The sequence below is a fragment of the Pseudanabaenaceae cyanobacterium SKYG29 genome (assembly GCA_025055675.1).
Lineage (GTDB): Bacteria > Cyanobacteriota > Cyanobacteriia > Pseudanabaenales > Pseudanabaenaceae > M5B4.
This window is the reverse complement of record JANWWT010000004.1, coordinates 82,203-107,042: the sequence shown is the minus strand read 5'-3', so window position 1 is coordinate 107,042 and position 24,840 is coordinate 82,203. Positions and strand designations below refer to the sequence as shown.

Annotated in this window: 26 protein-coding genes; 14 read left to right on the top strand and 12 right to left on the bottom strand. The window is 45.1% G+C overall.

Features of this window, described 5'->3' with window-relative positions; all coding sequences use genetic code 11:
- Positions 1-15 precede the first annotated feature (15 nt).
- A complete protein-coding gene (locus NZM01_08045; GenBank protein ID MCS6959986.1) occupies positions 16-1,080 on the bottom strand; it encodes a glycosyltransferase family 4 protein in 1,065 nt (354 codons plus the stop codon).
- The gene (gene pyrH, locus NZM01_08040) at positions 1,080-1,817 is read right to left on the bottom strand and encodes a UMP kinase (GenBank protein MCS6959985.1); all 738 of its coding nucleotides are present in this window, start codon (positions 1,815-1,817) and stop codon (positions 1,080-1,082) included. The genes NZM01_08045 and pyrH overlap by 1 nt, the downstream gene beginning before the upstream one ends.
- Before the next feature lie 36 nt (positions 1,818-1,853).
- On the opposite strand from pyrH, the gene NZM01_08035 reads away from it, so the two are divergent.
- A complete protein-coding gene (locus tag NZM01_08035) occupies positions 1,854-2,507 on the top strand; it encodes a YggS family pyridoxal phosphate-dependent enzyme (GenBank protein ID MCS6959984.1) in 654 nt (217 codons plus the stop codon).
- Here the strand turns inward: NZM01_08035 and NZM01_08030 are convergent.
- From NZM01_08030 to speA, 3 genes are all read right to left on the bottom strand, one after another.
- Positions 2,500-2,811, bottom strand: a complete 312-nt coding sequence (locus NZM01_08030; GenBank protein MCS6959983.1) for a hypothetical protein — start codon at positions 2,809-2,811, stop codon at positions 2,500-2,502. The genes NZM01_08035 and NZM01_08030 overlap by 8 nt on opposite strands.
- Positions 2,812-2,889: 78 nt before the next feature.
- Complete coding sequence (locus NZM01_08025) at positions 2,890-3,165, bottom strand: hypothetical protein (protein ID MCS6959982.1); 276 nt, start codon at positions 3,163-3,165, stop codon at positions 2,890-2,892.
- Between the two features lie 53 nt (positions 3,166-3,218).
- Positions 3,219-5,129, bottom strand: a complete 1,911-nt coding sequence (speA, locus tag NZM01_08020; GenBank protein ID MCS6959981.1) for a biosynthetic arginine decarboxylase — start codon at positions 5,127-5,129, stop codon at positions 3,219-3,221.
- A gap of 199 nt (positions 5,130-5,328) precedes the next feature.
- Between speA and NZM01_08015 the strand changes: the two genes are divergently transcribed.
- Positions 5,329-6,849, top strand: coding sequence for a class I SAM-dependent methyltransferase (locus NZM01_08015; protein MCS6959980.1), 1,521 nt, complete (start codon positions 5,329-5,331; stop codon positions 6,847-6,849).
- A 1-nt stretch (position 6,850) separates the two neighbouring features.
- Here the strand turns inward: NZM01_08015 and NZM01_08010 are convergent, their stop codons facing one another.
- The gene (locus NZM01_08010; GenBank protein ID MCS6959979.1) at positions 6,851-8,347 is read right to left on the bottom strand and encodes a serine/threonine protein kinase; all 1,497 of its coding nucleotides are present in this window, start codon (positions 8,345-8,347) and stop codon (positions 6,851-6,853) included.
- Between the two features lie 188 nt (positions 8,348-8,535).
- On the opposite strand from NZM01_08010, the gene NZM01_08005 reads away from it, so the two are divergent.
- From NZM01_08005 to NZM01_07970, 8 genes are read left to right on the top strand one after another with little or no spacing between them, the layout of a single operon-like run.
- Positions 8,536-10,203, top strand: coding sequence for a SulP family inorganic anion transporter (locus tag NZM01_08005; protein MCS6959978.1), 1,668 nt, complete (start codon positions 8,536-8,538; stop codon positions 10,201-10,203).
- Positions 10,190-10,543: a cation:proton antiporter subunit C gene (locus NZM01_08000; protein MCS6959977.1), complete on the top strand. Its 354-nt coding sequence runs from the start codon at positions 10,190-10,192 to the stop codon at positions 10,541-10,543. Before NZM01_08005 ends, NZM01_08000 begins: the two co-directional genes overlap by 14 nt.
- Positions 10,543-11,967: a cation:proton antiporter gene (locus NZM01_07995; protein MCS6959976.1), complete on the top strand. Its 1,425-nt coding sequence runs from the start codon at positions 10,543-10,545 to the stop codon at positions 11,965-11,967. Before NZM01_08000 ends, NZM01_07995 begins: the two co-directional genes overlap by 1 nt.
- Positions 11,954-12,328 (top strand): cation:proton antiporter, encoded by a 375-nt coding sequence (locus tag NZM01_07990; GenBank protein MCS6959975.1) that lies wholly within the window; start codon positions 11,954-11,956, stop codon positions 12,326-12,328. The genes NZM01_07995 and NZM01_07990 overlap by 14 nt, the downstream gene beginning before the upstream one ends.
- Positions 12,325-12,576 carry a hypothetical protein gene (locus tag NZM01_07985; GenBank protein MCS6959974.1) on the top strand — a complete coding sequence of 84 codons (252 nt, stop codon included), beginning with the start codon at positions 12,325-12,327 and terminating at the stop codon, positions 12,574-12,576. The genes NZM01_07990 and NZM01_07985 overlap by 4 nt, the downstream gene beginning before the upstream one ends.
- Positions 12,573-12,851 carry a monovalent cation/H(+) antiporter subunit G gene (locus NZM01_07980; protein ID MCS6959973.1) on the top strand — a complete coding sequence of 93 codons (279 nt, stop codon included), beginning with the start codon at positions 12,573-12,575 and terminating at the stop codon, positions 12,849-12,851. Before NZM01_07985 ends, NZM01_07980 begins: the two co-directional genes overlap by 4 nt.
- On the top strand, positions 12,844-13,359 hold the full coding sequence (locus NZM01_07975; GenBank protein ID MCS6959972.1) for a DUF4040 domain-containing protein: 516 nt from the start codon (positions 12,844-12,846) through the stop codon (positions 13,357-13,359). The genes NZM01_07980 and NZM01_07975 overlap by 8 nt, the downstream gene beginning before the upstream one ends.
- Positions 13,356-14,018, top strand: coding sequence for a Na(+)/H(+) antiporter subunit B (locus tag NZM01_07970; GenBank protein MCS6959971.1), 663 nt, complete (start codon positions 13,356-13,358; stop codon positions 14,016-14,018). The genes NZM01_07975 and NZM01_07970 overlap by 4 nt, the downstream gene beginning before the upstream one ends.
- Here NZM01_07970 and NZM01_07965 read toward each other — a convergent pair whose 3' ends face one another.
- Positions 14,019-14,633 carry a DUF3318 domain-containing protein gene (locus NZM01_07965; protein ID MCS6959970.1) on the bottom strand — a complete coding sequence of 205 codons (615 nt, stop codon included), beginning with the start codon at positions 14,631-14,633 and terminating at the stop codon, positions 14,019-14,021.
- A 112-nt stretch (positions 14,634-14,745) separates the two neighbouring features.
- Between NZM01_07965 and NZM01_07960 the strand changes: the two genes are divergently transcribed.
- The 4 genes from NZM01_07960 (at position 14,746) to rlmD (ending at position 17,825) form a co-directional block, all read left to right on the top strand.
- Entirely contained in the window at positions 14,746-15,363 is a 618-nt protein-coding gene (locus NZM01_07960; GenBank protein MCS6959969.1) for a TetR/AcrR family transcriptional regulator, read from the top strand.
- 75 nt (positions 15,364-15,438) lie between these two features.
- Positions 15,439-15,654, top strand: a complete 216-nt coding sequence (locus NZM01_07955) for a chlorophyll A-B-binding protein (protein MCS6959968.1) — start codon at positions 15,439-15,441, stop codon at positions 15,652-15,654.
- A gap of 41 nt (positions 15,655-15,695) precedes the next feature.
- The gene (locus NZM01_07950; protein ID MCS6959967.1) at positions 15,696-16,409 is read left to right on the top strand and encodes a TIGR03943 family protein; all 714 of its coding nucleotides are present in this window, start codon (positions 15,696-15,698) and stop codon (positions 16,407-16,409) included.
- A gap of 9 nt (positions 16,410-16,418) precedes the next feature.
- Positions 16,419-17,825: a 23S rRNA (uracil(1939)-C(5))-methyltransferase RlmD gene (gene rlmD, locus NZM01_07945; GenBank protein MCS6959966.1), complete on the top strand. Its 1,407-nt coding sequence runs from the start codon at positions 16,419-16,421 to the stop codon at positions 17,823-17,825.
- Here rlmD and NZM01_07940 read toward each other — a convergent pair.
- The 5 genes from NZM01_07940 to NZM01_07920 all read right to left on the bottom strand — a co-directional run bounded on the left by NZM01_07940 (position 17,820) and on the right by NZM01_07920 (position 24,742).
- Entirely contained in the window at positions 17,820-18,830 is a 1,011-nt protein-coding gene (locus tag NZM01_07940) for an alpha/beta fold hydrolase (GenBank protein MCS6959965.1), read from the bottom strand. The two genes, rlmD and NZM01_07940, sit on opposite strands and share 6 nt — an antisense overlap.
- On the bottom strand, positions 18,827-20,311 hold the full coding sequence (locus tag NZM01_07935; GenBank protein MCS6959964.1) for an ATP-binding protein: 1,485 nt from the start codon (positions 20,309-20,311) through the stop codon (positions 18,827-18,829). The genes NZM01_07940 and NZM01_07935 overlap by 4 nt, the downstream gene beginning before the upstream one ends.
- 50 nt (positions 20,312-20,361) lie before the next feature.
- Positions 20,362-21,408, bottom strand: coding sequence for a ketol-acid reductoisomerase (gene ilvC, locus NZM01_07930; GenBank protein MCS6959963.1), 1,047 nt, complete (start codon positions 21,406-21,408; stop codon positions 20,362-20,364).
- A 369-nt stretch (positions 21,409-21,777) separates the two neighbouring features.
- Positions 21,778-22,779: a response regulator gene (locus NZM01_07925; GenBank protein MCS6959962.1), complete on the bottom strand. Its 1,002-nt coding sequence runs from the start codon at positions 22,777-22,779 to the stop codon at positions 21,778-21,780.
- A gap of 19 nt (positions 22,780-22,798) precedes the next feature.
- A complete protein-coding gene (locus NZM01_07920; GenBank protein MCS6959961.1) occupies positions 22,799-24,742 on the bottom strand; it encodes an ATP-binding protein in 1,944 nt (647 codons plus the stop codon).
- Positions 24,743-24,840: the final 98 nt, after the last annotated feature.

Genomic DNA, 24,840 nt, shown 5'->3' with positions numbered 1-24,840 from the left:
ACCCACGCTTCTATCTTACAAATAATTGGCTAGGACTGCCACAGTGGCTCTCCCCGTTTTCTGCCAGCTAAAATGTTTTACCCGCTCTAACCCCAACTGGCGCAACTGAGCGCGAAGCGCGTCCGATCGAGTTAATGCCTTCATTTTGTCGGCAATGTCATCGACGTTGTAGGGGTCAACTAATAGAGCAGCATCACCCGCGGTTTCAGGCAGGGCGGAGAGATTGGCAGTAATTACAGGGGTGCCGCAAGCCATTGCCTCTAATACGGGTAAACCAAAGCCTTCCCACAAACTAGGTAACACTAACGCCACCGCTTGATTGAGTAGGGGACATAAATTCTCCCGCTCAATATAGCCAATAAATTTCACCCGCTCCCTCAACTCTAGTTCCTCTACTAACCGAACCAGGGCAGGGGTATAACGCTGGTCATAACTGCCACTAATCCACAATTCGTAATCCCTATCCACCTGTTGAAATGCCTGAATTAAACGGGGTAAATTCTTATGGCGATCGTGTCGACCAATATACAAGAAATAATTGGCAGTGGGGAGATGCAAGCAATAGAAACGATCGGGGTCAAAAGCCAGGGGAATAACAGTTAGCCGATCGGGTTTAATCTGAAAGAAATCCCCTACTTCCTGGGCAGTGCTATGGGAATTACAGAGAATATGGGTAGCCTGCTGCAGAATTTGGGGCACAACAAAGCGAAAATAATTACTCAGACGGGAAGACCATTTGCCAAACCGCAGGGGGATCAGGTCATGGACAGTTACGACAAAACGACAATTCTGCCAAAGGGGAGCTTCGGGAATGGGGCTAAACAGTAAGCGACTGTGGAGTTGGCGATAGATTTGGGGCAATTGCCACTGTGTCCACCACAGACGGCGGGCGTGTCCTGCCAGTCCCTCTTGGGCAGTCATGTGTTTAGGGGTAGGGATCAGGTGGGGAACGGGTAGGGAGAGGGGAGAGGCAATCTGGGCCTCTAATTCTGTTAGGTAGGGCAATAGGTTGAGAGCATAGGTAGCCAGTCCTGTGGGCTGGGGGTGCAGGAAGGCAAAATTAACTAGTAGACCAGGCATTAACTGCGTAACATACAAAAATTGCCAACATAAGTCCCTACGGGTTCCCCCATCACTGCCCGTTTGATATTGCCCTTCTCTAACAGGTTAAAGACCACGATCGGTATATTGTTTTCTCGACAGAGGGTAAAGGCAGTGGAATCCATTACTTTCAGTCCCTTGGCAATTACGGCATCGTAACTAATATGGTCAAAGCGATGGGCATGGGGATTGTGGCGGGGGTCACTGTCATAGACACCGTCGACGTTGGTGGCTTTGAAAATGATTTCAGCGTTAATCTCTGCCCCCCTTAAAGCAGCGGTTGTGTCGGTAGTAAAAAAAGGATTGCCGGAGCCAGCGCCAAAAATGACTACCCGTTTGTTTTCTAAATGACGGATGGCACGGCGGCGGATATAGGGTTCTGCTACCTCCTGCATCTGAATGGCTGTCAGGACTCTAGTGGCAACGGGCTTCTCCAGGCGTTCTAGGGCATCTTGCAGGGTGAGGGCATTCATGACTGTGGCAATCATCCCGATATAGTCCGCTGTAGCTCTGTCCATGCCTTGGGCGGCTCCCTGGATGCCCCGAAAAATATTACCCCCCCCCACCACGATCGCTACTTCTACTCCGTCCCTGGCGATGTCTGCTACTTCCTCGGCGATAGTGTGTACTACCTCTGCATCAATGCCATATCCACGATTTCCCATCAAAGCCTCGCCGCTCAGTTTAAGCAAGATGCGTGAATATTTGTAAGCCATGTTTTTTTGCTATTTGTTCCCCTACCATTACATCAGATGGCGTTAATTTCGGCTAGGTTTTCTATGCAGGAAGTCTTGGCATCTCTGCCCCCCCATGTCACTCTGGTCGCGGTGACTAAATCTGCCTCCCTAGAAGCCATGCACCAAGCCTATGCCGCTGGTATTAGACACTTTGGCGAAAACCGCCTCCAGGCTGCTGCGGAAAAGTATCCCCATTTCCAGGGCTACCCCGATTTGACCTGGCATCTGATTGGGCATTTGCAGCGGAATAAAGTCAAGAAAGCACTACAATTGTTTGACTGGATTCACTCCCTCGATCGCCTAGAATTGGCAGAGGAAATCGATCGGTTAGTTCCTATTGTGGGCAAATCACCCCAGCTCCTCCTCCAAGTAAAACTCGCCCCTGACCCTACTAAATTTGGCTGGGAGCCTGACCAACTTTTGGCCGCCGCACCCCAGCTTCGGCAATTCCTCCATCTGCGGCTAGTGGGACTGATGACCATATTGCCCCAGGGAGTGGTGGGAGAAGCTGCCTATGAAATTTTCCAACGCATTCACCCCCTCCGCGCTCAGTTAGAGGCACAGGGGTTAAAACTTCCCCATCTATCTATGGGCATGTCCGCTGATTACCAGGAAGCAATCAAAGCAGGAGCCACGATCGTGCGCCTAGGTAGCAAGCTATTTAGTTGAGAAACATGAACCCACAACGGTAAATGTCTTTGTCAATTTCTTTCTTCCACACCAATTCTGCTATCAGCGGTGTCATATCCCCTACCTTGATCCGACAGCGCTGCCCCTCCACTATCTGTAAGTCCTTTGGCAGACGAAACACCAGACTGCAGCCCCCTTTAGGCGCTACATCCACCACAACCGCTGCTAGTTCCGCTGTAAACTTGTCGCGCCAGACGGTGAAATCTAAAAAAGCAACGTCTGTAGGGTCAGGGGGAAAGCGCAGGTAACGGCGGGCTTCATTGTGGGGAATTGTCATAATCATAGTTACAGCTACCTTTTAGTTTATCCCCAATTTTACCAGAGGGATAGCTGATCCCCTGGGCAGTAAGTTTGACTTTTGTTAACGATCGATGTACTCTACCTCGATCACATCATCTTCATCGTCATCATAGTCATATTCTTCATCATCCTCTGTCTCCGTTGTTTCTGTGCGGTTGTCCGCTGGTTTTTCTGAAGGAGGAGCTATCCACCGGGCTAATTGCTGCCAGAGAAAAGCAGACAGCCCCCCACTGAGAAAGGCAAACAACATCGCTACACTCAAAGGCAGGGGTAAGGAAGAAAAGCCCAGAAAAGCAATCCGTACAAATGTGCCCAAGTTCTGCACTAAGAGAATCATAATGACAAAGAGCAGACTGCAGACAAAAATTATACGGGGGCTAAGGGTCATACTTAACTAAGATAGGTATAGCTGTTCAAACTAGTTTCATAGTTCTGCAAAAGTAAACGGGCTTCTGTGAGGCTGATTTGTTTTTGTTGCAGGGCTTTTTCCGTCTGGCGACGCATGCACTCTAGCAGACTCTCCCGATCGTACTGTACGTACTGTAACACCTCCGTCATACTGTCTCCCTTAATCACGTGTTCCACTTGATAACCCCCAGGGGTCAAATGAATATGCACAGCATCTGTATCACCAAAGAGATTGTGTAAGTCCCCTAGAATCTCCTGGTAGGCACCTGCTAAAAAGATGCCCAGGTAGTAGTGTTCCCCTGGCACAAAGGGATGCAATTCTAACACTGACTTCACATCTCTCAGGTCAATAAATTTATCAATCTTGCCGTCACTGTCACAGGTCAAATCTGCCAACGTACCGCGCCAAGTAGGCTCTTCATTCAATCGATGAATCGGCATAATGGGAAAAAGTTGATCGATCGCCCAGCTATCAGGTACGGACTGAAAGACCGAGAAATTGCAATAGTAAATTTTTGCCATGAACTTTTCCAGTTCTTCCAAATCATCGGGCACATATTCCAAACGCCGCATGATGGCTAAAATCCGTTCACAGCATTCGTAGTAAATTCGTTCTACCCTGGCTCTGTCCTTCAAAGAGATATAACCAAAGGAAAACAAACTCGTCGCTTCCTCTTTGAACTGTGTGGCATCGTGATAAGCCTCTTGGTAATTTTGCTCCGAAATGTTCTGCAAAGTCTCGTAGATGTTCTTCAATACCAAGGGGTCATCCTCCCCAGGGGGCACGATCGGTTGGGTCGGTGTTCCACTCACACTCACTACATCCATAATTAACACCGACTGATGGGCAGCAATGGCCCTACCGCTTTCACTGACGATCGTGGGCACAGGGATATTGTGTTTGGCACAGGCTTCCTTAATGGCAGCCACCACATCATAGGCATAGTTTTGCATGGTATAGTTCTGGGAAGCATAGAAATTAGTCTGGGAGCCGTCGTAGTCCACCCCCAAACCCCCACCCACATCCATGTACTGCATATTTGCTCCCAGCAGAGCTAACTGCACATAGATTTGCGACGCTTCCCGCAGGGCATCCTTGATCACAGAGATAGAACTAATCTGGGAACCAATGTGGAAATGTAACAGTTGCAGCGTATCCAGCAAACCCGCATCCCGTAAACGATCGACTACCTCCAAAATCTCATAAATACTCAAACCAAACTTCGCCCGGTCCCCCGCGGACTCTCCCCAGCGCCCTGTCCCCTTAGTGCTGAGCTTTGCCCTTACCCCCAGAATGGGTTTAATGCCCAGTTTAATGGTTGCCCGCAGGACGAGGTCAAGTTCTTCCAATTGTTCCAGCACAACAATGGGAGTTTGTCCCAACCGCTGGGATAACAATGCCGTTTCAATGTAGGCCGCATCTTTGTAGCCATTACAAATCAAAAGTGCTCCTGGCGTTTGCAATAGGGCTAAAGCAATTAATAACTCTGGTTTCGACCCCGCCTCCAAGCCAAACTGATAGGGCTTACCAAAACGCACCAACTCTTCCACCAATTGCCGCTGCTGATTGACTTTAACGGGATAGACCCCCCGATAGACCCCGTTGTAGTTATAGCGAGCAATAGCGCGGGCAAAGCAGGCATTTAAGCGCTCAATCCGATCGGCTAGAATATCGGAAAAGCGCACTAACAAAGGCAGCCGTAGATTACGTTGACGTAAGTCCTCCACTAGCTCATATAGATCGATACAGCCCCCCCGTTCTCCCGCGGGAGTCACCGTGACATGCCCTGCCTCATTGATACTAAAGTAGGGTTCGCCCCAGCCCTTGATGCGATACAAATCTTCGCTGTCCTGAATCGTCCATTGTTTTTTTGCCAGGGCATACTGTACCATTGTGTCCACTCCTTCGCGATGACAAACAGATTATAGTAGTCCACCTGCTCAAGTTTTACTATATTTCTGAGGAAAGACCGCTCTTGCTCCTCAACTGAACTTGCCTATCCATCCCGCCACTGTAGGCATGCTCATAGCTAGCACACATTTCTACATCTGGTAATATTATGCAGACAATTGTGCAGGGCAAGGGAAAAAGATGAGCTGGAACGAGGGTTATGTATCAGAGGTTGAATACACCTTTGGCTTCTACCGAGAGCTAAGCCCGATTTGGATTGACTTTGCCACCCTGTTGCGGGGCATAAAGCATAGCTACAATCCCGATGACTTTACCTACTGTGAGTTAGCCTGTGGGCAGGGATTGACGACTACGATTCTAGCTGCCTGCTACCCCCAAGGCAAATTTTATGCCACTGACTATAACCCTCAACATATTGTTACGGCTAGAAGTTTAGCGGAAGGGGCAGGGTTAACCAATGTCACTTTCTACGATGACAGCTTTAAGGAATTTTTGCACAGAGATTTGCCCCAATTTGATTTTATCTGCCTACATGGCATCTACAGCTGGATTAGTGTCGAAAATAGAAGAGCCATCGTTAATTTCATCAAGGAAAAACTCAAACCTGGTGGTGCTGTTTATGTATCTTACAACTGTATGCCTGGTTGGGGAGCAGCAGCGCCTATGCAATATCTTTTGCGCTGGCAAGGCAGACGAGCGACAGGGGACATTTTGCAGAAGATGAACAGTGCCCTCGATCTAGTGAGCAAGATGATTGAAGCCAATGCTCCCTACTTTGTGCAAAACCCTATTCTCAAAACCAGGTACGAGCGTTATGCAAAACAAGACCGTTTGTATCTCATTCATGAATACTTTAATGAGCATTGGCAAGCCTTGTATTTTGAGCAGGTGGCGGCGGAAATGAATGATGCCAAACTCAGCTTTGTTGGCTCTGCTAGTATTTTGGAGCAAATTGACAACATTACGATCGCTCCTAACCTGATGCCCCTCTACAATGAAGTGACTAATCCTGTGGAAAAGGAACAGATGAAAGACTTTCTTACCAATGCTCAATTTCGGCGGGATTTATTCTATCGTGGTGTCGGTAAACTGTTGGGCGGTCAACATCTACAGCAGCTGCACAAGCAGCGCTTCACTCTTATTGTCAGTCTGGAAGAAGTCAAATATGAACACACTTTTACAGCGGGTCAGGCTAAATTACAAGAGCAAATCTATCAACCGATCGTGCAAGTACTCAAAGACAACATACTTACCTTTGGTGAACTACAAAGCCACAGTAGCTTGACGGGTATAACCCCCCAAAACCTTTTTCAGGCAATTGTTATCTTCACAGGATTGGGCTATTTCCACCCGGTCCTACCCCTGGAAGGATATAAGAAACGCAAAGCTATAACCGACAAGTTTAATCGGTTTGTGATTGAACAATCCCCCTATTCTGCCCAGCTATCCTTCCTTGCTTCACCTACACTGGGAACTGGTGTACAAGTCAATCGTGTGGAACAAATGTTCCTGTTAGCCATGGCTAACCAAAAAAGCCCCGTTGACTTTGCTTGGCAAATCCTCGCTAGTCAAAACCAAAAGATGATCGTGGAAGGCAAGACCCTAGAGACTCCTGAAGAAAACATCACCCACTTGAAAAAAGCTTGGGAGCAATTCACTAGCAACCGCCTACCTCTATTACAACGCCTGGGGGTAGTTTAGCCTAGCGCACCTGAATCACCCTTTCCACTTCTGCAGGGGGAGCAGCCAATAATAACTGCAGGGAGTAGCTACTTTGATTCAGTGTGGGTTTGATTTCCACAATATATTCTCCCCCCCTCGTCAACAGATCGTCGTAGGTGCTGATATTGCTCTTTAGGAGAGCTGCCCCAGGTGCTAGGAGATTGACAACTATGCCATCACCCATTGCTTTTAACTTAAACCGTTGTTCAGGCTTGGCAGTAAATTTGTAGTGCACTACCTGCCCCTTCAAAATATTACCTTGCAATTGTGTCTCTTGATCATCTACTAGATTGACACTGTTTTCGATAATTTGCACCTCAGACGTTGCTGACGGATTGGCTGTCTTTTTCACTGGTTCTGGGGCAGGCTGGGGTTTGTCCTCCTTGATCACCAAAACCTCCTTTTGCGTAGAAGTCCTACCTAAAACCAAAAAACCGATCGCTGCCACTATGCACAGTAAACCAATGATCAATAAACCTGCCCCTGCACTGGATTGCACCTGGGCTTTGGTAATTGTTGTTTTCGGTCTGGCTGTAGTAGCGCGACTACGACCAGTGATGACAGGTTTGGTATCAGGAGCAATTAAAAAGGCATTGAGAGCCTGTTGCACTTCTTTCACGGATTGATAACGCTCAGTAAAGCGATAGCGCACCATGCGGCTTAAAACCATTGCCAAACCATTACTTACCTTGGCTTTATCCCGCCAAACAACTTCCCCTGTTTCAGGGTCAGTGGGCAAATCCTGGGGGTCAATCCCCGTTAAGGCACGAATGGCTACCATGCCAGCGGCATAGATGTCACTGGTGTAATTGGGGCGACCAGCACACTGTTCGCTGGGCATATAACCAGGGGTACCGATCGTGACGGTAAAGCGAGACTGTCCATCCACCACTTCTAGCTTGGCATTTTCATCCGTCATTGCCCGCACTGCCCCAAAGTCAATCAAGACGAGTTTGTTATCACTGTGGCGGCGGATCAAATTCTCTGGTTTAATATCGCGGTGAATGACATTTTCCGCATGGACAAACTCCAATACATTCAAAATATCCTTCAAAATCTTGATCACTTCTGTCTCTGACAGTTGCCTACCTCTGGGCTGGGCCTGTGCAGATAGAACAATATCCGCAGCAGTGATCTCCTCTCCCTCGGAGGGCAAAGGCGCTTCTAAGTCTTTGTTAAGGGGCGTACCATCAATGTACTCCTGTACTAGGAAAAAATCGTTGTCTTCCTCAAAATAAGCCAGTAGCTGGGGAATCTGGTCGTGCTTACCCAGCCTTTCTAGGGTTTCCGCCTCTGCCGCAAACAGCCGCCGTGCCTCTCGAATAAACTCTGGGTCATTACTAGCTGGTTTCAGTTGCTTGACTACACACAAAGGTGCCCCCGGTCGCCGCTGATCCCGTGCCAGATAGGTGCGCCCAAACCCCCCCTTGCCCAGGACTTTTAACAGTTTGTAGCGATTGTCCAAAACCTTGCTCATATCCCCCCCAAACTCTTGTCTATAAGACTACCCTAGATACATAAATAATTACCTAGTCCTATCTTACAGCGGACAAACTATAGATTTTTGTATATGGTTAGACTTAGAAATATAAATATCTACTTAATATAGATTTCTCTCTAAACTTGCTAAGTTTTAGATTATTAAATTTCTATAAAAATTTTCCTATGGCAATCACAAACTTGATTAAATTCGACAACTTGCGGAACGACATCCTGGGGGGGGTGACCACAGCGATCGTCTCGGTTCCCCTGGCTCTCACCTTTGGCATGGCAGCTTTGCAAAGTCCGATTGCGGGATTATACGGGGCAATCTGTGTAGGTTTTTTTGCTGCCCTCTTTGGCGGTACTCCTACCCTGATCTCCGAGCCAACAGGACCCATGACCGTAGTCATGACCTCAGTGGTAGCAGGCTTGACAGCCAGTGCTCCCGATCGAGAGACCGGCATAGCTATGGCATTTACTGTGGTAATGTTGGCAGGTCTATTCCAGGTGGTGTTTGGCTTTTTCAAGTTAGGTAAATACATTACCCTGATGCCCTACAGTGTGGTTTCTGGGTTCATGTCGGGGATTGGTGTGATTTTAATTATCTTGCAAATCCCTGCGATTTTGGGACAAGCGGCACCCAAGGGGGGCGTAATTGGAGTCATTAAAAACCTACCAAATTTGTTGACAGGGATTAACACTCCCGATTTAATTCTAGGGGGGCTGACCCTTGCTATTATTTTTCTCATTCCTTCTAAGTGGAAGCGCTATTGCCCACCCCAATTGTTAGCACTAGTTCTTGGTACGATCGTGTCGGTTATTGCTTTTAATGGCACTGATATACGTAGAATTGGTGTAATTCCTGTTGGTCTACCAGAATTTCGTTTCCCTGTATTTACTCCGGAGCAAGCAACACAAATTTTTGTCGATGGTCTCGTCCTGGGTATGCTGGGGTGTATTGACACACTTTTGACAGCAGTGATTGCTGATAGTTTAACTCGCACTCAGCATGACTCTGACAAAGAACTAATCGGCCAGGGGATAGGCAATATTGTCTCTGGATTTTGTGGCGGCTTGCCAGGGGCAGGGGCCACAATGGGGACAGTAGTTAACATTCAAACTGGTGCAAAAACAGCAGTCTCTGGAATTTGTCGCGCCCTTGTTCTGCTGGTGATTGTTTTAGGGGCTGCCCCACTTATGCAGAATATCCCTATGGCCGTGTTAGCCGGCATCGCTGTCAAGGTAGGTATTGATATTCTAGACTGGAGTTTCCTGAAGCGGGCCCATATAGTTTCTCTACGGGGTGCTTTGATCATGTACGGAGTACTGGCATTAACTGTCCTAGTAGATTTGATTGTGGCAGTGGGGGTTGGGGTATTTATTGCCAACATTCTGACCATTGAGAAACTTTCTAATCTCCAATCCCAGGAAGTGAGGACAATCACTGATTCAGATGATGACATGCCCCTCAGTGCCCTAGAAAAAGAATTACTCAATCAGGCCAAGGGCAAGGTATTATTATTTTACTTAAGCGGTCCCATGATTTTTGGGGTAGCCAAGGCAATTGCCCGAGAACACAACGCTATGCAGAAGGTCGATACTATTATTATTGACTTAGGGGATGTACCTATGCTTGGAGTAACTGCCTCTTTGGCAATTGAAAACGTTATCAAAGAAGCCGTAGAGGAGGGCAGGAATGTGTTTCTAGCTGGGGCAAAAGGAGCGACAAAAATTCGTCTCCAACGTCTAGGAGTTTTGGATTTAATTCCCCCTGAAAATCAAGTAGCTGACCGCAGAATTGCCTTAGAAACTGTGGTGGCGGGGCTGAGAACTGCTGATGTTGCTGTTTAGTGTTACAGCAATAGTTAAGGCGTTAGTGCTGGCAACAGTCACGATCGGTTTCTTTGGCATTCTCTGGAAAAAGAACTTGCTGATGAAAATTATTGCCATGGATGTGATGAGTACAGGGGTAGTGGCCTTTTATGTATTTATCGCTGCCCGCAGGGGGCTAATTGCACCAATTGTCGCCGACCGATCGAATTTGGATTATGGTGATCCTGTGCCCCAGGCAGTAATTCTCACAGCAATTGTCATTGGTTTATCGATCCAGGCGTTGATGCTAGTGGGAGCGATCAAAATAGCCAAGGATCATCCTACTTTAGAAGTAAGTGAAATTGAGGGTGGGAAATAGTGAGAGCTTTGACGGTTATCTTCATCTTCCTACCCTTTTTATTAGGTTTTATCGCTTACCTATTGCCGAGAACCGATCGGTTTTTAGCAACTACTGCTAGTCTCCTGTCCATTGTTTGTGGTGGCATTATTTTAGTTACTCGTCAGGAATTTAGCTTAGTTTTGATGGGTAACTTTGGTGTTAGTCTAACTGTGGACAATCTCAGTGGCTATTTCATACTAACCAATGGCTTGGTAACTTTAGCAGTAGTGATTTATGCCTGGCTGAAATCTAAAAGTCCCTATTTCTACACTCAACTAACTATCTTGCATGGCAGTGTCAATTCTGTATTTTGCTGTGCTGATTTTATTACTCTGTACGTATCCCTGGAAGTAATAGCTATAGCTACATCCTTATTGATTTCCTATCCTCGCACTAACCGATCGATATGGATCGGTCTACGCTATCTCCTCGTGAGCAATACTGTAATGTTATTTTATTTGGTGGGGGTGGTATTAGTATTTCAAGCGCAGGGTTCCTTTGCCTTCACAGCTTTAGATAATGCCTCCCCCGAAGCCACATCCTTAATTTTACTAGGATTACTAACCAAGGGAGGGATATTTCTCTCAGGTATGTGGTTACCTTTAACCCATGCAGAGTCCGAAAGTCCTGTGTCGGCAACTCTATCAGGTATCGTGGTAAAAACAGGCATTTTCCCCATTATTCGTTGTGCCCAGATGGTAGAAGAGTTGACTCCGATCGTGGAAATTTTTAGCACAGCTACTGCTACTCTTGGCGTGGTTTTAGGGATATTTTGTACAGACATCAAACGGATATTTGCTTTTAGCACTATTTCCCAACTGGGTTATATTCTCGCTGGTAATGCAACTGCTGGTTTCTATGCCCTAGCCCACGGGTTAGCCAAGGCAGGCTTGTTTTTAACTAGCAGTACTTTACCGTCGCGGCAAGTAGGTAGTATATCTGGGATACCTTTCTCAAGTTGGTTGGTATTAGTTGTATGCAGCCTCTCAATTATGGGTGTACCTGGGTTAGTGGGATTTAGCGCCAAGGATTTAGTTTTGACTAGTCTGCCTCCCTGGCAAAGCTTGTGGTTAAACATCTGCAGCATCGGTACGTCTATTATTTTATCTCCCGTACTATTGCTTCCCCTGCAGGGCAAAAAGTTAGAGATGGAAAATAGTCCGGGTATATTTCTAAGTGCCATTCTAGTAATGGGTAGTTTCCTATATCTGAACAGTTATAGATGGGATAAAATAAGCCAAACTTTGATTCTAGTTGGATTGGGTGCAGGGATTTATTATCTGATACTGCGTAGGCTCAAGTGGAACTATTTCTCCCCCCTAGAAAAGCTGGACAATTTACTAAGTCTAGTAACTATTGTCGCAATTTTGATCTTTAGCTTGATTGCCTATGAACTACCTTAACCTCCTACTTAGATTGTTAATTTGGTTTCTACTTACTGCTGATTTGAGTATAGCTAACATTATTATTGGTTTAGTAATTGTGTTAGTCTTGCCTAATAGAAGGGGAAGGGCAACTGTGGGGGAATGGCTATTAGCGATCTGGAATATTATTGTTTCCATCCCCCGCGCCTATTTCGAAGCCATAGAGATGATTATTTTTCCCCATCAACAGGAACAGGTGACTTTGGAGAGAGTCAGGGTAAACCGCATTCCAGCACTGATTTTTTTAGAGATATTCGTGATTACATTTACGCCGAAAACAATTGTTCTCAACTACCGTGAAGATGGTTACTACGAAGTCCACCGAGTAAAACGACAATGACTATAGTGTTAATGGTTATGTTATTAATCCTCCTCATACCTATTTATGTAGGGGCAAAAGACCAAGATGTGTGGCAAAGAATGTTGGCTTTTTGTAGTATTGCCACCAAAACATCAGTCATGGTTTTGGTTATATCTGTGATTCGTAATGATTGGACGATCGGTGTTGTAGGGGTACTAATTCTCAGTTTAGGAAATGCAGCTTTAATGTTGTTGGCTCATATTTTACGGCGGTTAAATGAGTTATGAAAGAAATTATTAGTTATAGCTTGATCTCTCTAGGCTTGATATTTTGGTTGTGGGGCACCCTGCCCTTACTGGGAAAACGATCGGTGCTATTTAAGCTCCACAGTCTGTCTGTTTCTGATACCTTGGGTTCTATGGCTATCACTGTCGGCTTGCTCGTGCACTTTCCGGCAGATTGGTCATTGCTATTTTTGGCATTAATTTCCCTAGCAATTTGGAACACAATTTTAGGCTATGTGTTAGCTTTTTGTTCCCGCGGAGGGCAGAGAGATGGATGAGTTATACCTAGTACCGATCGTGTTTTTATTGCCTCTCAGTGCTGTCATGGTGGTAATTCAAACTAATCCCTATACCGCCCTAGTTATGCGGGGAATCTTGGGGGCTATTTCTGCACTGGTCTATGCCTTGCTAGGCGCAGCAGATGTCTCTTTGACTGATGCTTTAGTGGGCACCATGTTATCAATTACTCTTTATGCTATTGCAGTCAGGGCCTCTTTGAGTATGCGTATTGGTGCTATAAAACTAGATAAATCTGACCCTATACTGGCTCCAATTAGTAGGTTACTGGGCAAACACTTTATGCGACTGGAAATAGTGGAATTTGCTAATTCAGATGACCTCAACTTGGCTTTACAGAAAGGCGACATCCACTGCCAGTTTGACAGAAGTGATATGGCAGGCAATAGATTAGTAATCCGTGTACCCAGATTGTATGAAATTCTAACTAAGGAGTCTATGCCTAACCTGGAGATTGTCCTATGGGAGAAAAGGGAGGAACCAGTATGAAAATTATTGCTACTATCTGCAGTATTCTTATCTGCGCGAAGCTGCTAGCGATTGTCACCAATGCTGACTACGACCCAGGCTTTAATATCGTGAATGCCATTGCGGAATTTGCCGATATCCCTAACACTGTCTCCGCTATTATTCTGCACAATCGCCTATACGATACTATTTTTGAGGTAACTGTATTTACTATTGCTATTATGGGCGTGGGTTACTTGCTAGCTAATGAATCCCCTGTGCAGAAAGTTTATCAATTTACTGATGCCCCCTCGATCGTTTTAGCAAGACTGGGAGCCACAATAGCCACGCTAGTAGGAATTGAGTTAGCCATTAGGGGTCATTTGAGTCCTGGGGGAGGATTTGCAGCGGGAGTAGCAGGGGGAACAGCAATTGGGCTAGTAGCAATCACTTCTTCCTGGGCATACATGGAAAAGATTTATAAACGTTGGCGGGCTAATGCTTTGGAGAAAATTTCCGTTGCCATATTTATTGTGCTAGCTGTGCTTAGTCTAGGGGGTATGGAGTTAGTTTATGGTAAATTTGGTGACTTATTCAGTGGGGGTTGGATTCCCATATTAAATATTTTGGTGGCTGTGAAAGTAGCTCTCGGTTCCTGGTCAGCTATTCTTTTGTTTATTCGTTATCGGGGTCTATTGTAATTACTCCACCTCAGAAGGAACAGTGATTTTGGAAATGCCTGCTAATGAACGCAAATTTTGGCAGCGTATTAACTCCGTAAAAGAAGGAATTTGTCTTCCTTCCAACTTAGCCGCATTTTGGATACCCTCCAATAAACTCCTAGCTGCTACCACATCTGTGTAACCCCGTCGCTGCGCCACTCGAATTGCCTCATTATCCGACTCCAAAAAAGTTTTGGCACTCTTACTCTGCCGATCGATTTGTTTCCAGGCAATTGCTATTAATAAAACTCCTACTGCTAAACCAGGAATATCCCCCTCAATTGTCTCCCAAATTGTGCCTGCTAGGGCAAATAAACTTACCAATTGATATGTTCCCCACTGGAAGTATTGGGTCTGTTGCCGCCAGGACACTTCAGCTAAGAATAACAAATCCCGCTCATTTACAGGTAGATTAAACCAGTAACGAAAGTTGATTTTAATTTGCGTATCTCGCCGCCAGGGTAAAATCGGTGTGCTAGTAATCACCTGGGCTTGGTCAGGCCGCTGCGCCACGATCGTGTGCATCCGCCAGGAAGCAGGTAGCAAATCTAACAAACGGCTAATTTCACTACTGGGGTGTGTAACGGAATCCATACAATTTGCCTACGCTAGGTAATCAATTGTTGCATTTTCTGTAGAAATACATCAACACCTTCTCCTCCTGGGGCAAATGGGGCAAAATTACCTCAGTTACTGGTGTAGTCCTATGAAATTGTCTCACACTGTTGGCATGGAAATCGATACTAGGTCGCGCATCTTGCAATCAGCACAGAAGCTGTTTGCGGAACAGGGATTTGAGGGCACTACGACTAAAGACCTTGCCAATCATGCAGGGGTAGCAGAGGGAACTCTGTTTCGCTACTTCAGTAACAAGAAGGCAATTTTGGTAGAAGTGGCAACCCAGGGCTGGATTAAGATGCTCACCGACTTATTGACAGAATTAAGCGAAATGGGTAGCTACAAAGCTATTTCCCAAATGATGTTACGGCGGATGACCCACCTGAAGGAAAATCACGACCTGATGAAGGTTTGCTTTATGGAAGCCCAGTTCCACCCAGATTTGCGGGACAAGATTCAATCCGAGGTAATCGCCAAAATGACGGAAATTGCTGAAATCTATTTCACCGAAGCAATTGCTAAGGGCGTTTACCGCGCCTCTCTCGACCCCAAGGTAATTGCCCGCGTGTTTGTAGGTATGTTTGCTGTGGCAGGGTTTAGCAACGAAACTATGACAACCGACCCCCTAGAACTACGCCTGATGGCGGAAGGGATTGCTGACATCTTTCTCAACGGGGTTTTGGTGCAACGCACCTGCGACAGGTAAATCTTTCATTGGAGATATGGCAACTTATGTGAAGTTTTGTTAAATTAGACGCATTGAATTGAGTAATGTATTTCTATGCGCCAACGCACCAGTGTTGTAGACGAACGTGGTTTAATTAACAACTTTGCCTATGAGCCGCCCATGTATATTGACGATGAACCCCGTTTTGGCTTTACGGAGTTTGCTGAGAAATGGAATGGACGGTTTGCCATGATTGGGTTTGTCCTGTTGTTGGCTATTGAGGCAGTTACAGGTCACGGATTTGTTAGCATTCTGCGCTCAATTTATTAGTCTCTAGGTTAAACTAAACGGGAAGTTGTGATTACCTTCCCATGACCAACCGATTGACTGTGGACACCCTAGCTATTTTGGTATGGGGTGTCTTGTTTTTGCGTTTGTGGCTGACGGGGCAACTATTCCTATTAATTCATCCAAATTACAAATTACTAACAATTGGAGCAGGTTTTTGTCTCTTAGGGTTGGGGATTAGATTGCTGTTCAAACCACAACAAACAGTATTACACAACAATTTACTACCACGGCAGTGGAGCAGCGGATTGTTACTGATGACAGGCATTTTGGGTTTGGTAATACCACCCCGCCCTTTTGCTAGTGACATCGCTTTTCAACGGGGTATAGATGATAGTTTTGCTGTAGTCAGAGGTGCACAAACTTTCCGTCGCAGTAACAAACCAGAACAGCGGACGATCGTGGAATGGGTACGCACTTTGCATGTTTATCCTGAACCCGATGCCTATAGGGGACAAAAAGTTGATGTGACAGGATTTGTGGTGCATCCTTCTGGTCTTCCCAGTAACTACTTCTTGATTTCGCGCTTTGTGATTACCTGCTGTGCTGCTGATGTCTATCCTGTAGGTTTATTGGTTAAGCTAGAAAATAGTGACCGCACTGGGTATCCTCCCGATCGCTGGTTAAGGATTAAAGGTGTAATGGATACGATCGAGTGGCAAGGTAAGCGTAAATTAGCTATCATTCCCCAGGAAATCATACCTGTCTCCCCCCCCCCAAACCCCTACGAATCCTAAGACATAACGATGAGACCGAGAAAGCTACCAGTTATTAATCACCTGGAAATTACTAACATGAGTACAGAAGGGATTGCCTATGGCTGGAGTGAGCAGGGCAAAAAAATTTATGTAGAAAATGGCGTGATAGGTGATATTTGTGATGTGAAGATTTACAAACGGGAAAAAGGCAGCTATACAGGTAAAGCTATTTACTTTCACAAACGATCGGATTTACGCCTAGAGCCAATTTGTCCCCATTTTGGGTTGTGTGGTGGTTGTCGCTGGCAATTCGTCAGTTATGAACAACAGTTGTTGTGGAAGCAGGAGTTAGTGCAGGAACTATTTGATATACCAATTCCCCCTGTCCTACCTGCTCCCCAAACCCTTTTTTACCGCAATAAGTTGGAGTTTTCAGCAACAAACGATCGGTGGGTCACCGAATTAGAATCACCTGAGTTGACGGGTAACAAGTCGGTCGGCGAGGCTCCCGAGGCGAATGCCTTAGGATTTCATGTACCCCACCGTTGGGCCAAAATATTTCAGGTCGATACGTGTTATCTCCAACCTGACCCCAGTAACTCCCTCCGCCTGGCAATTAAAGAGATAGCAGAAGAACTAGGTATAACTTTCTATAATCCCGTACAGCAAATCGGCACTCTTAGGAATGTTACTATCCGCACCAGTTCTACAGGGCAAGTTATGGTGATTATTGCTTTCTATCCCGATCAATTAGAGCAACAGATAGCTCTGTTATCTAGACTATATCAAAGATTTCCCACTATTACTTCTCTCTACTCAGTACAAAATGCCAAAGGGAATGACTCTATCTATGACTGTGAATTATCTTTGTTTGCTGGGCAGCCTTATATCATGGAAAAAATTGGTGACCTAAGTTTTGCCATCACCCCTAAATCATTCTTTCAAGTTAACACCAGCCAAGCGGAAAGACTATTCCAATTAGTTTTAGAATTTGCCCAACTCAACAACAATGAAACAGTATATGACCTCTACTGTGGTACTGGTGCTATTAGTCTAACCGCTGCCCGTCACAGTCAAAAAGTAGTGGGCATAGAATTAATTGCAGATGCCATTCGTGATGCTAAGTTTAATGCGGAGTTGAACAATATCACCAATGTAGAGTTCATCACGGGCGATTTACAAACAATTTCCATCCCAAACTTAGTCTGCCAATACGGTCAACCTGATGTGGTAATTACTGACCCCCCCCGATCGGGTATGACGAACAAGGTGATAGCACAGTTACTTACCATAGCCCCTGCCAAAATTATTTATGTCAGTTGTAACCCCGTTACCCAAGCTAGGGATGTAAAAAATTTATTACACAAATATCATGTCCGCAAAATCCAACCCCTCGATATGTTTCCCCAAACTGCCCACGTGGAAAATGTGCTCCTCCTAGAAGCTATGTCATAGCCAAGAACTACACCACTCTAAAACCCGATTCCACCCCCACCAACAGTCTTGATCACCATATTCTTGCTGACATTTGCGGGAGCTAATTAAACCCCCGTGACCACCATGCCGAGTTAAGAGCAAGCTAATTTGCGGGTTGTGATGACAGGCAGCAACCAAATCGGGCACGATCGTGGGGTCAAACAGGGGGTCATCCTGGGGGTAGAGAATCAAGGTGGGCTTGTGCAAGTGGGGTAAAAAAGGTAAGGGGCTGCTGAGACGGTAATACTCTTCCACACTCCCAAGACCCAAGGGGGGCACAACTAATTCCTGGTCGTAACCCCAAATGCTGTTAGCCCGATCGATTGCTTCTCTGTCTAAAGCCCCAGGGTGCGCCTGATAAAGCTGCCAAGCTAAGACTTTTAATTCCCTAGCAATCCGCTGTTCGATCGCTCTGCCCCAGGGAGTACGACAGAGGTAACGGAGAGAACGGGCTGCATCCAAATTGGGAGAAATTACAGCAGCTCCCCTTATCTCTGGTATAGTTTGGGCTTCTTTCGCCCCCCACAGGGCTAGTTGTCCCCCCAGGGAATAGCCCACGAAAAAACAAGGTGCTGGACAACCGTAACGCTGGGCTTGGTGGGCAATTTCAACAAAATCCGCCCCTTCATACAAACCATCGGAAGTCAAGGTAGGAGAGAGTAAACCCGTCACCCCATGGGCGCGCCAATCAAACAACACCACAGCAAAATCCTGGGCATAGGCTTTGGCTCCCAAGACCCGCAAATAACCTTGGTCTGCTAGACTGCCCGTGATTCCATAGGTAGCAATGACAGTTCCTCTTGCCTGGCGCGGAATTGCCACCCAGCCATAGATCGGTACATTTCCCTGACCACTAAAAAGGATTGATCTATATTCTGGTTCCGGTACTACTACAGTTGAACGCCAGCGCCTGGAAGTGACTAAGGCAGTCCAGACTGTCATAGCCAGACCGTTAGTTAGAAACCAAGGGGGAGTATAGGTCATAATGCAGGCGAGAGAGGGAAGTTGAGCCTAAACGTGGTGCCCCCCTCTGGATTGCTGAGGACATCTATCTTGCCTTGACAAATTTCTACACACTTTTGCACCAAACTCAAACCCAAGCCCGAACCGTGAATCCCTTGCACGTTGCTCCCCCGGAAGAACGGTTCAAAAATATGTTTTACTTCCCCTGCAGGAATGCCAATTCCCTGATCAGACACAGTAATTTCAACTGTGTTAGCCTGCCTCGCAGCTTTGATAAACACATCAGATTGGGAATATTTAAGGGCATTGGTTAAGAGCTGTTCCAAAATACAACTCAATAGGCGGGGGTCACTAATAAAAGAAGAATTACTTTCCTCCGGGTAGAAGTTAATAGACTGGTGATTGTAGATATTTAATTTCTCAATTACGTCTTGACAAAGACTATTAATCGAGATCACCTGCCAGTTAGGCACAAAAAAGTTAGTCTTAATCTGATAGATGGTAATAATATTATCTATTGTCGCCAGAATACGATCGGAGGCATTCTTAATCCGCATAATACTACGCCGCAGTTTGGGATTTTGCTCTATTATTTCGTGATTTTCCAAGGAACTAATCGCAATCGCCATGACATTCAAGGGTGTACGGAATTCGTGGGAAATCATAGCAAAGAAGTGTTGCTGCAGCTCATTAATCTCCTGCTCCTGGCGTAGGGCTAATTGAATAGCTTCTGCCTGTTTCCGATCAGTGACATCCCTAACAATCATAGTCACTTCATCTTCCCCAGTTGGCACTAGCCGCATTTCATAGTAGGTTTCCCCCTCTGGATAACTAAATTCTAAGGTTTGGATTTGTTGCATAGTCAGGACAATTTTAATCAGCCGTAATAAACGATCGCTAATGGCAAGAAAGCAGGGGAAACTACTAATATGGGGATAAACTACAGGTTGGGAGGGTAGGGGTAGACGGGAATGAATATCGAGTAAAATACCCTCTCGATTGACGATAAAAATAGAATCAGGGATACTCTCAATGAGAGCACGACTGCGATTTTCGAACTTTTCTAGGGTTTCTTCAATTAACACTTGCTCTGTAATATCCCTCCCTACCCCCTGTACTTCTTGCGTCGTGGTCAGATAGAGTTGCCAGACTTGCCAACGCACTTGCTTATCGGGTAGGACAATACGACACTTGATATTCACGTGCGGGCTTAATAAACTAAGGGCACTTATTTTTTGTGTTACCCATTCTTTGTCCTCGCTGTAGATATAATCCAATATGCTTTTATTTTCTACTGGTTCTTTGTCACACTGAAATAATTTTCTTGTAGCAGCATTGGCGTAGGTGATTCTGTTGTCAGCGGTTGACCAACAAATAATTAGTTCTTGCTGATTCTCCACGATCGAGCGGTAGCGTTCTTCTGCTTTTATCCCCCGCCGTGAGCGCCAGTATAGCCAAACCCAAGTGCCTAACAGTGCTAATCCCAGGAGCCCTGACCACATAGTTTTCTAACAGTCGCTTTAGGAGTGGGATGACCACTCCCTGTACTAGTTTATTGCTTCCTGAGCCAACTGAACATAGCCCGTAGTTCCTTGCCGACTTGCTCGATCGGGTGTTGCGCTTCATTGCGTCGCATCGCAGTAAACATAGGCTTGCCCGCCTGATTTTCCAAGACAAATTCCTTAGCAAATTGCCCAGACTGAATCTCTGCCAAAATCTTTTTCATTTCCTGGCGAGTTTGCTCGGTAATGATACGTGGACCTCTGGTGTAATCCCCATACTCGGCGGTGTTAGAGATACTGTAGCGCATATTAGCCAGTCCCCCTTCCACAATCAGGTCAACAATCAATTTCACTTCGTGCAGGCACTCGAAATAGGCAAGTTCTGGTTGATAGCCCGCTTCTACAAGGGTTTCAAAGCCTGCTTTAATCAGAGCACTCAAGCCCCCACATAGGACTGCCTGTTCTCCAAATAAGTCCGTTTCTGTCTCTTCACGGAAAGTTGTCTCTAAGATGCCTGCCCTAGTTGCCCCAATTCCCTTGGCATAAGCCATGGCTTTGTCCCGGGCCTGTCCCGTGGCGTCCTGGAACACCGCAAACAATGACGGCACTCCCTGCCCTTGCTCATAGGTACGGCGGACTAGATGCCCTGGTCCCTTGGGTGCCACCATGAAGACATCCACATCAGGGGGGGGGACAATCTGGGCAAAGTGAATATTGAAACCGTGGGCAAAGGCAAGACTGTTACCTGCTTGCAGATAGGGAGCAATGTCTTGGGTGTAAACCGATCGTTGCACTTCGTCGGGGAGCAAAATCATCACCACATCAGCGCTGGCAGCCGCTTCCGCTGTAGTTTTGACTGTCAAGCCCGCCATTTCTGCCTTTTGCCAGGAACTACTGCCCTGGTAGAGTCCGACCATTACTTCCAAGCCACTATCGCGCAAATTGAGGGCGTGGGCGTGCCCCTGGGAACCGTAGCCAATAATAGCAATCTTTTTTCCTAAAAGGGAATCAAGGCTGGTATCAGCATCGTAATATAGTTTTGCCATGGACTTCTCCTGTAGTTGTGTTAATTGAGTGTAGCGAAAAGCTGGAAAAATAGAGTGGAAGATTTGTTTAGCTGTACTGGTGAGACCAACCCAGAGGAATTTTTGGAAAAAGTTTTAATCCCCTATTGCCTAGCCTAAAAAGCTATCTAAAGTTGCCTAGAACTGATCAAAATCTCTGCCCTGTTACAGTAAGCTTTTCTTTTGATAAATCCTGATTGTCAAATAAAACTCCTCTGATTTTGGACATCTTTGTTCGCATAGCTAATACAGGTTCATTTATCATTGCGATTAAAGTTTAGTAATCATACTCCGCTATATACATTCTTTACCCCTAGCTATAGGCTGGGCAAACTGATATAGAAATCGATCGTTTCTTTATCCAAAACTACAGTTACCGCTAAATTATACCCCCTCCATTTATTACCTCAAGATTATGCAAGCATCCAAATCCAAATCTGTTTCATTGATGATGTCACCGCCCCCAGTATTAGCAAGAAAATCAATAATTTGGTTCTGCTCATTTTTATTACCAAATCTCTCCAAAACAATGAAGCCACCTTCACGGCGAAAGTATAGACGGTAGCTAATACCTGTACGGTACTCATAGTGCCCATTAGCTCTGCCATCCAAGTGTTTTATCCTATAGGCATTAGGGTTATTACCAATACGAGCTAGGTAACTTTGTAGGGCATGGAACTTAATCCGATCCTGATAAAACACATATTCCACATCCTTCCAAAATGCCTGTGTAAACTTGAAGGGTTTGAGGAAGGGAAGAATAGAAGAAATTGATACAATACTGTTGTTAATTGATGCACTTGCCTTCTTGTAGCTATCAGCAATTTTAGCTTCATTACCGCCAGCAGCACATAAATCCCTGAGGAGCTGATTGTAGTAAGCTTCGATGACTCTGAGGGATTCTACTTCTCTTTGCATGCCCTCGATCGCTGGCAGTAATTGCAAGTCTTCCAAAAGTTTTACTGCTTGCTCCCAGTCCTCCTTTTTCTCTACATACAATTCGCGACGCAGCAAAGCATTTGTGATAGTAGCTGTGAACTGCACTCGGTTAGTAGGCTTGATCAGGTAACCCAGGTAACCGATTGATCCCCTTTTAGTATATTCAGGTACAATTGCCATATTGTGGGATGCCGTGATGACCACTACTCGGTTTTCGCACCAATCAGACAGACCAGCTTCTCTCACTGCATCAAGGACTCCCAGACCTAGATTACTACCATCCAGATTATGATCGAGGAGGACTAAATCATAGGGTTCGCGAATACCTTCTTCACTATCAAGAATGGAATTAAATGCACTATCAAGAGTGAAAGCAAAATCACAGGTATGACCATCATTTAGTAGCCACCCCTGCCAAGTTTGACAGATTCTCTGATCATCATCCACAATCAAAAAGTGAGCCATAGTTAACCTCCCTATCAAATTATTGACATATTGGAAAACTTACAGTTACTCTTGCTCCTTCTGCTAAATTTTCGACCTTCACTTTGCCATCCCAAAACTTTAAATAGGCAAAGCATATCATGCTACCATTTCCATTGAGTGTTCCGTTGGTATTATTTAGTCTTTCGTGACACTGGTAAAGCTTGTCTAGCATATGTTCAGGAATGCCAGGGCCATTATCTTCTATGGCAATGCTACACTCCTGAGCAGCAGCATCAATTCGGCAACCAATGGTAATTAGTGGTGTGTATGTATTTTGAGTCTGGCTACTACCACTATTGCGGTTGATGATACGCACACGTCTACTCTTAGCACCACAAGCTTTGTAAGCATTGTCAATAATATTTTTGAGAATACTCATAAAATGCCAGGGGTTTATAGAGATTTTACAGTCACAATCTCCTAAGCAACCCGAGGATGAATTCTGACAAAAGACTTTTATATTTGCCTCTGGTAACCTTGCTTTCGCCCGATCGTAAACTACTTGTATAAGTTCGGACAACTTGCATAACTGAGGTTCAGTAGAGATTATCTTATCTAAATTTTCGGTAAGTTGACTGATAACAGTTATGCTATGTTCTATATCTCTCAGAGTTTCTATAATAATATCAGGGTCAATCATGTTGTTGTGTATACTTGCTTTTAATTTATCAATTTGCTCAGGAATGTAATTTGTGTTAAGCAGTATTGGAGCCTTACTTAAATCGTGCTTTATATTTTGCACATCGGTTTTTAGCCGCAAACACAAGTTGGTGTACTCTTCTTGAATTAACTGCAATTTATTACCAGTTGGTGAAACAAACTCATCATCAAAAATTGAGCGGATTGCTGCATCTAACTCCTTCATTCTCAATAACTTATTCTGGGCTTCTAGAAACTTGGCTCTCTCTTCAGCTATTTTCTTTTCATATTCTATCTGCTTACGCTTAAGCTGCTCCACAAGAATTCTTTTTTGTATCTCCCTTTTCTCCACCTCTAACCGCTGCCGCTTGAAATTTGCTTCTAGCACCTTCCTCTCTTCCAAAATAGCTCTCTTCTGTATTTCTGCTTTTTCCACTTCTAGGTACTGCCTTTGTAATTCCTGCTCGATCGCTCTTCTCTCAAACTCTAGGGTTATGCTCTTTTGCTCTGCTAATTCTCTGGCCAGTTCTTTAGTGTATAAGCTCCTAAGGAAGAGATAGAACAGAGAGTAGAGTAGCGCACCCATGCCAGCAGTAAAATAAATACTACCTCGAATGAAGGCGTAGCCACCGCTATCACTGGCGAAGTTAGTAAGGAACTGAGAAAACTTGCTCCAAAAATTTGGTGGTTTCCCCCTAATATAATAAACCTTGCCAATAACTCTACTCTCACCTGCTTTGACAGCTGATTGAATAATTCTCTGGCAATCTAAGTTAATTTCTATGTCTCTCGCCCTACTACTAGGGTAACTGGCAGTATTACAATTAGGTTGGGGGTACAAAATTAAATCACTGTGGACTACATAACCCTCATCTAAAACATTTTTTGATCGGGTCTTTTTAGTTTTGTATAAAATTTTTGTTTCATCTAGGACAGAATCTGTAGAAATGTCAGTAATTACTAAACTAAAAACCCCATAGTTGCTATCTAGTATTGATTTGAGACGTTCTGCTTGTTTGTAATATTTTTGAGGATTAGAAAATATTTTTTCAAAAGAGTTGCCCTCTGAGGCTTGGGACAGAGCTGGTGGGAGCATATGAAATAGCATATTAAAATCCACTGTCTGTACCCTGGGTATGACTTTAATAAAGAATTCCCGAAATGCTCGCCGCACTGGACTAATACCTGGCATAACTGCAACTATTCCAGTAAAGGCTGTAACAAAAACTACTCCACCAATAATCCATGCTTTAACATTACTGGTTGTTCTTGCCAAATTATTAAGACTTTTACTAATAAGCATGTTTTTATTAGCTTAGATTCCCAAATTATAAATATAATATAAGCCACTGTAGAGACAGTTTGTATATATATTTGTAAAATTTTATGTTTATATTTGTA

What these genes read in the sequence shown, in the direction of transcription:
- pyrH (MCS6959985.1), bottom strand. Translation starts at nt 1,817, where the DNA reads ATGGCTTACAAATATTCACGCATCTTGCTTAAACTGAGCGGCGAGGCT.
- NZM01_07940 (MCS6959965.1), bottom strand. Translation starts at nt 18,830, where the DNA reads ATGACCTATACTCCCCCTTGGTTTCTAACTAACGGTCTGGCTATGACA.
- NZM01_07935 (MCS6959964.1), bottom strand. Translation starts at nt 20,311, where the DNA reads ATGTGGTCAGGGCTCCTGGGATTAGCACTGTTAGGCACTTGGGTTTGG.
- NZM01_08035 (MCS6959984.1), top strand. Translation starts at nt 1,854, where the DNA reads ATGGCGTTAATTTCGGCTAGGTTTTCTATGCAGGAAGTCTTGGCATCT.
- NZM01_07990 (MCS6959975.1), top strand. Translation starts at nt 11,954, where the DNA reads ATGAACTACCTTAACCTCCTACTTAGATTGTTAATTTGGTTTCTACTT.
- NZM01_08025 (MCS6959982.1), bottom strand. Translation starts at nt 3,165, where the DNA reads ATGATTCTCTTAGTGCAGAACTTGGGCACATTTGTACGGATTGCTTTT.
- NZM01_08000 (MCS6959977.1), top strand. Translation starts at nt 10,190, where the DNA reads ATGTTGCTGTTTAGTGTTACAGCAATAGTTAAGGCGTTAGTGCTGGCA.
- rlmD (MCS6959966.1), top strand. Translation starts at nt 16,419, where the DNA reads ATGAGACCGAGAAAGCTACCAGTTATTAATCACCTGGAAATTACTAAC.
- NZM01_07960 (MCS6959969.1), top strand. Translation starts at nt 14,746, where the DNA reads ATGAAATTGTCTCACACTGTTGGCATGGAAATCGATACTAGGTCGCGC.
- NZM01_07920 (MCS6959961.1), bottom strand. Translation starts at nt 24,742, where the DNA reads ATGCTTATTAGTAAAAGTCTTAATAATTTGGCAAGAACAACCAGTAAT.
- NZM01_07955 (MCS6959968.1), top strand. Translation starts at nt 15,439, where the DNA reads ATGCGCCAACGCACCAGTGTTGTAGACGAACGTGGTTTAATTAACAAC.
- NZM01_07980 (MCS6959973.1), top strand. Translation starts at nt 12,573, where the DNA reads ATGAAAGAAATTATTAGTTATAGCTTGATCTCTCTAGGCTTGATATTT.
- NZM01_07970 (MCS6959971.1), top strand. Translation starts at nt 13,356, where the DNA reads ATGAAAATTATTGCTACTATCTGCAGTATTCTTATCTGCGCGAAGCTG.
- NZM01_07965 (MCS6959970.1), bottom strand. Translation starts at nt 14,633, where the DNA reads ATGGATTCCGTTACACACCCCAGTAGTGAAATTAGCCGTTTGTTAGAT.
- NZM01_07975 (MCS6959972.1), top strand. Translation starts at nt 12,844, where the DNA reads ATGGATGAGTTATACCTAGTACCGATCGTGTTTTTATTGCCTCTCAGT.
- NZM01_08030 (MCS6959983.1), bottom strand. Translation starts at nt 2,811, where the DNA reads ATGATTATGACAATTCCCCACAATGAAGCCCGCCGTTACCTGCGCTTT.
- speA (MCS6959981.1), bottom strand. Translation starts at nt 5,129, where the DNA reads ATGGTACAGTATGCCCTGGCAAAAAAACAATGGACGATTCAGGACAGC.
- NZM01_08045 (MCS6959986.1), bottom strand. Translation starts at nt 1,080, where the DNA reads ATGCCTGGTCTACTAGTTAATTTTGCCTTCCTGCACCCCCAGCCCACA.
- NZM01_08005 (MCS6959978.1), top strand. Translation starts at nt 8,536, where the DNA reads ATGGCAATCACAAACTTGATTAAATTCGACAACTTGCGGAACGACATC.
- NZM01_07925 (MCS6959962.1), bottom strand. Translation starts at nt 22,779, where the DNA reads ATGGCTCACTTTTTGATTGTGGATGATGATCAGAGAATCTGTCAAACT.
- NZM01_07985 (MCS6959974.1), top strand. Translation starts at nt 12,325, where the DNA reads ATGACTATAGTGTTAATGGTTATGTTATTAATCCTCCTCATACCTATT.
- NZM01_08010 (MCS6959979.1), bottom strand. Translation starts at nt 8,347, where the DNA reads ATGAGCAAGGTTTTGGACAATCGCTACAAACTGTTAAAAGTCCTGGGC.
- NZM01_07950 (MCS6959967.1), top strand. Translation starts at nt 15,696, where the DNA reads ATGACCAACCGATTGACTGTGGACACCCTAGCTATTTTGGTATGGGGT.
- NZM01_08015 (MCS6959980.1), top strand. Translation starts at nt 5,329, where the DNA reads ATGAGCTGGAACGAGGGTTATGTATCAGAGGTTGAATACACCTTTGGC.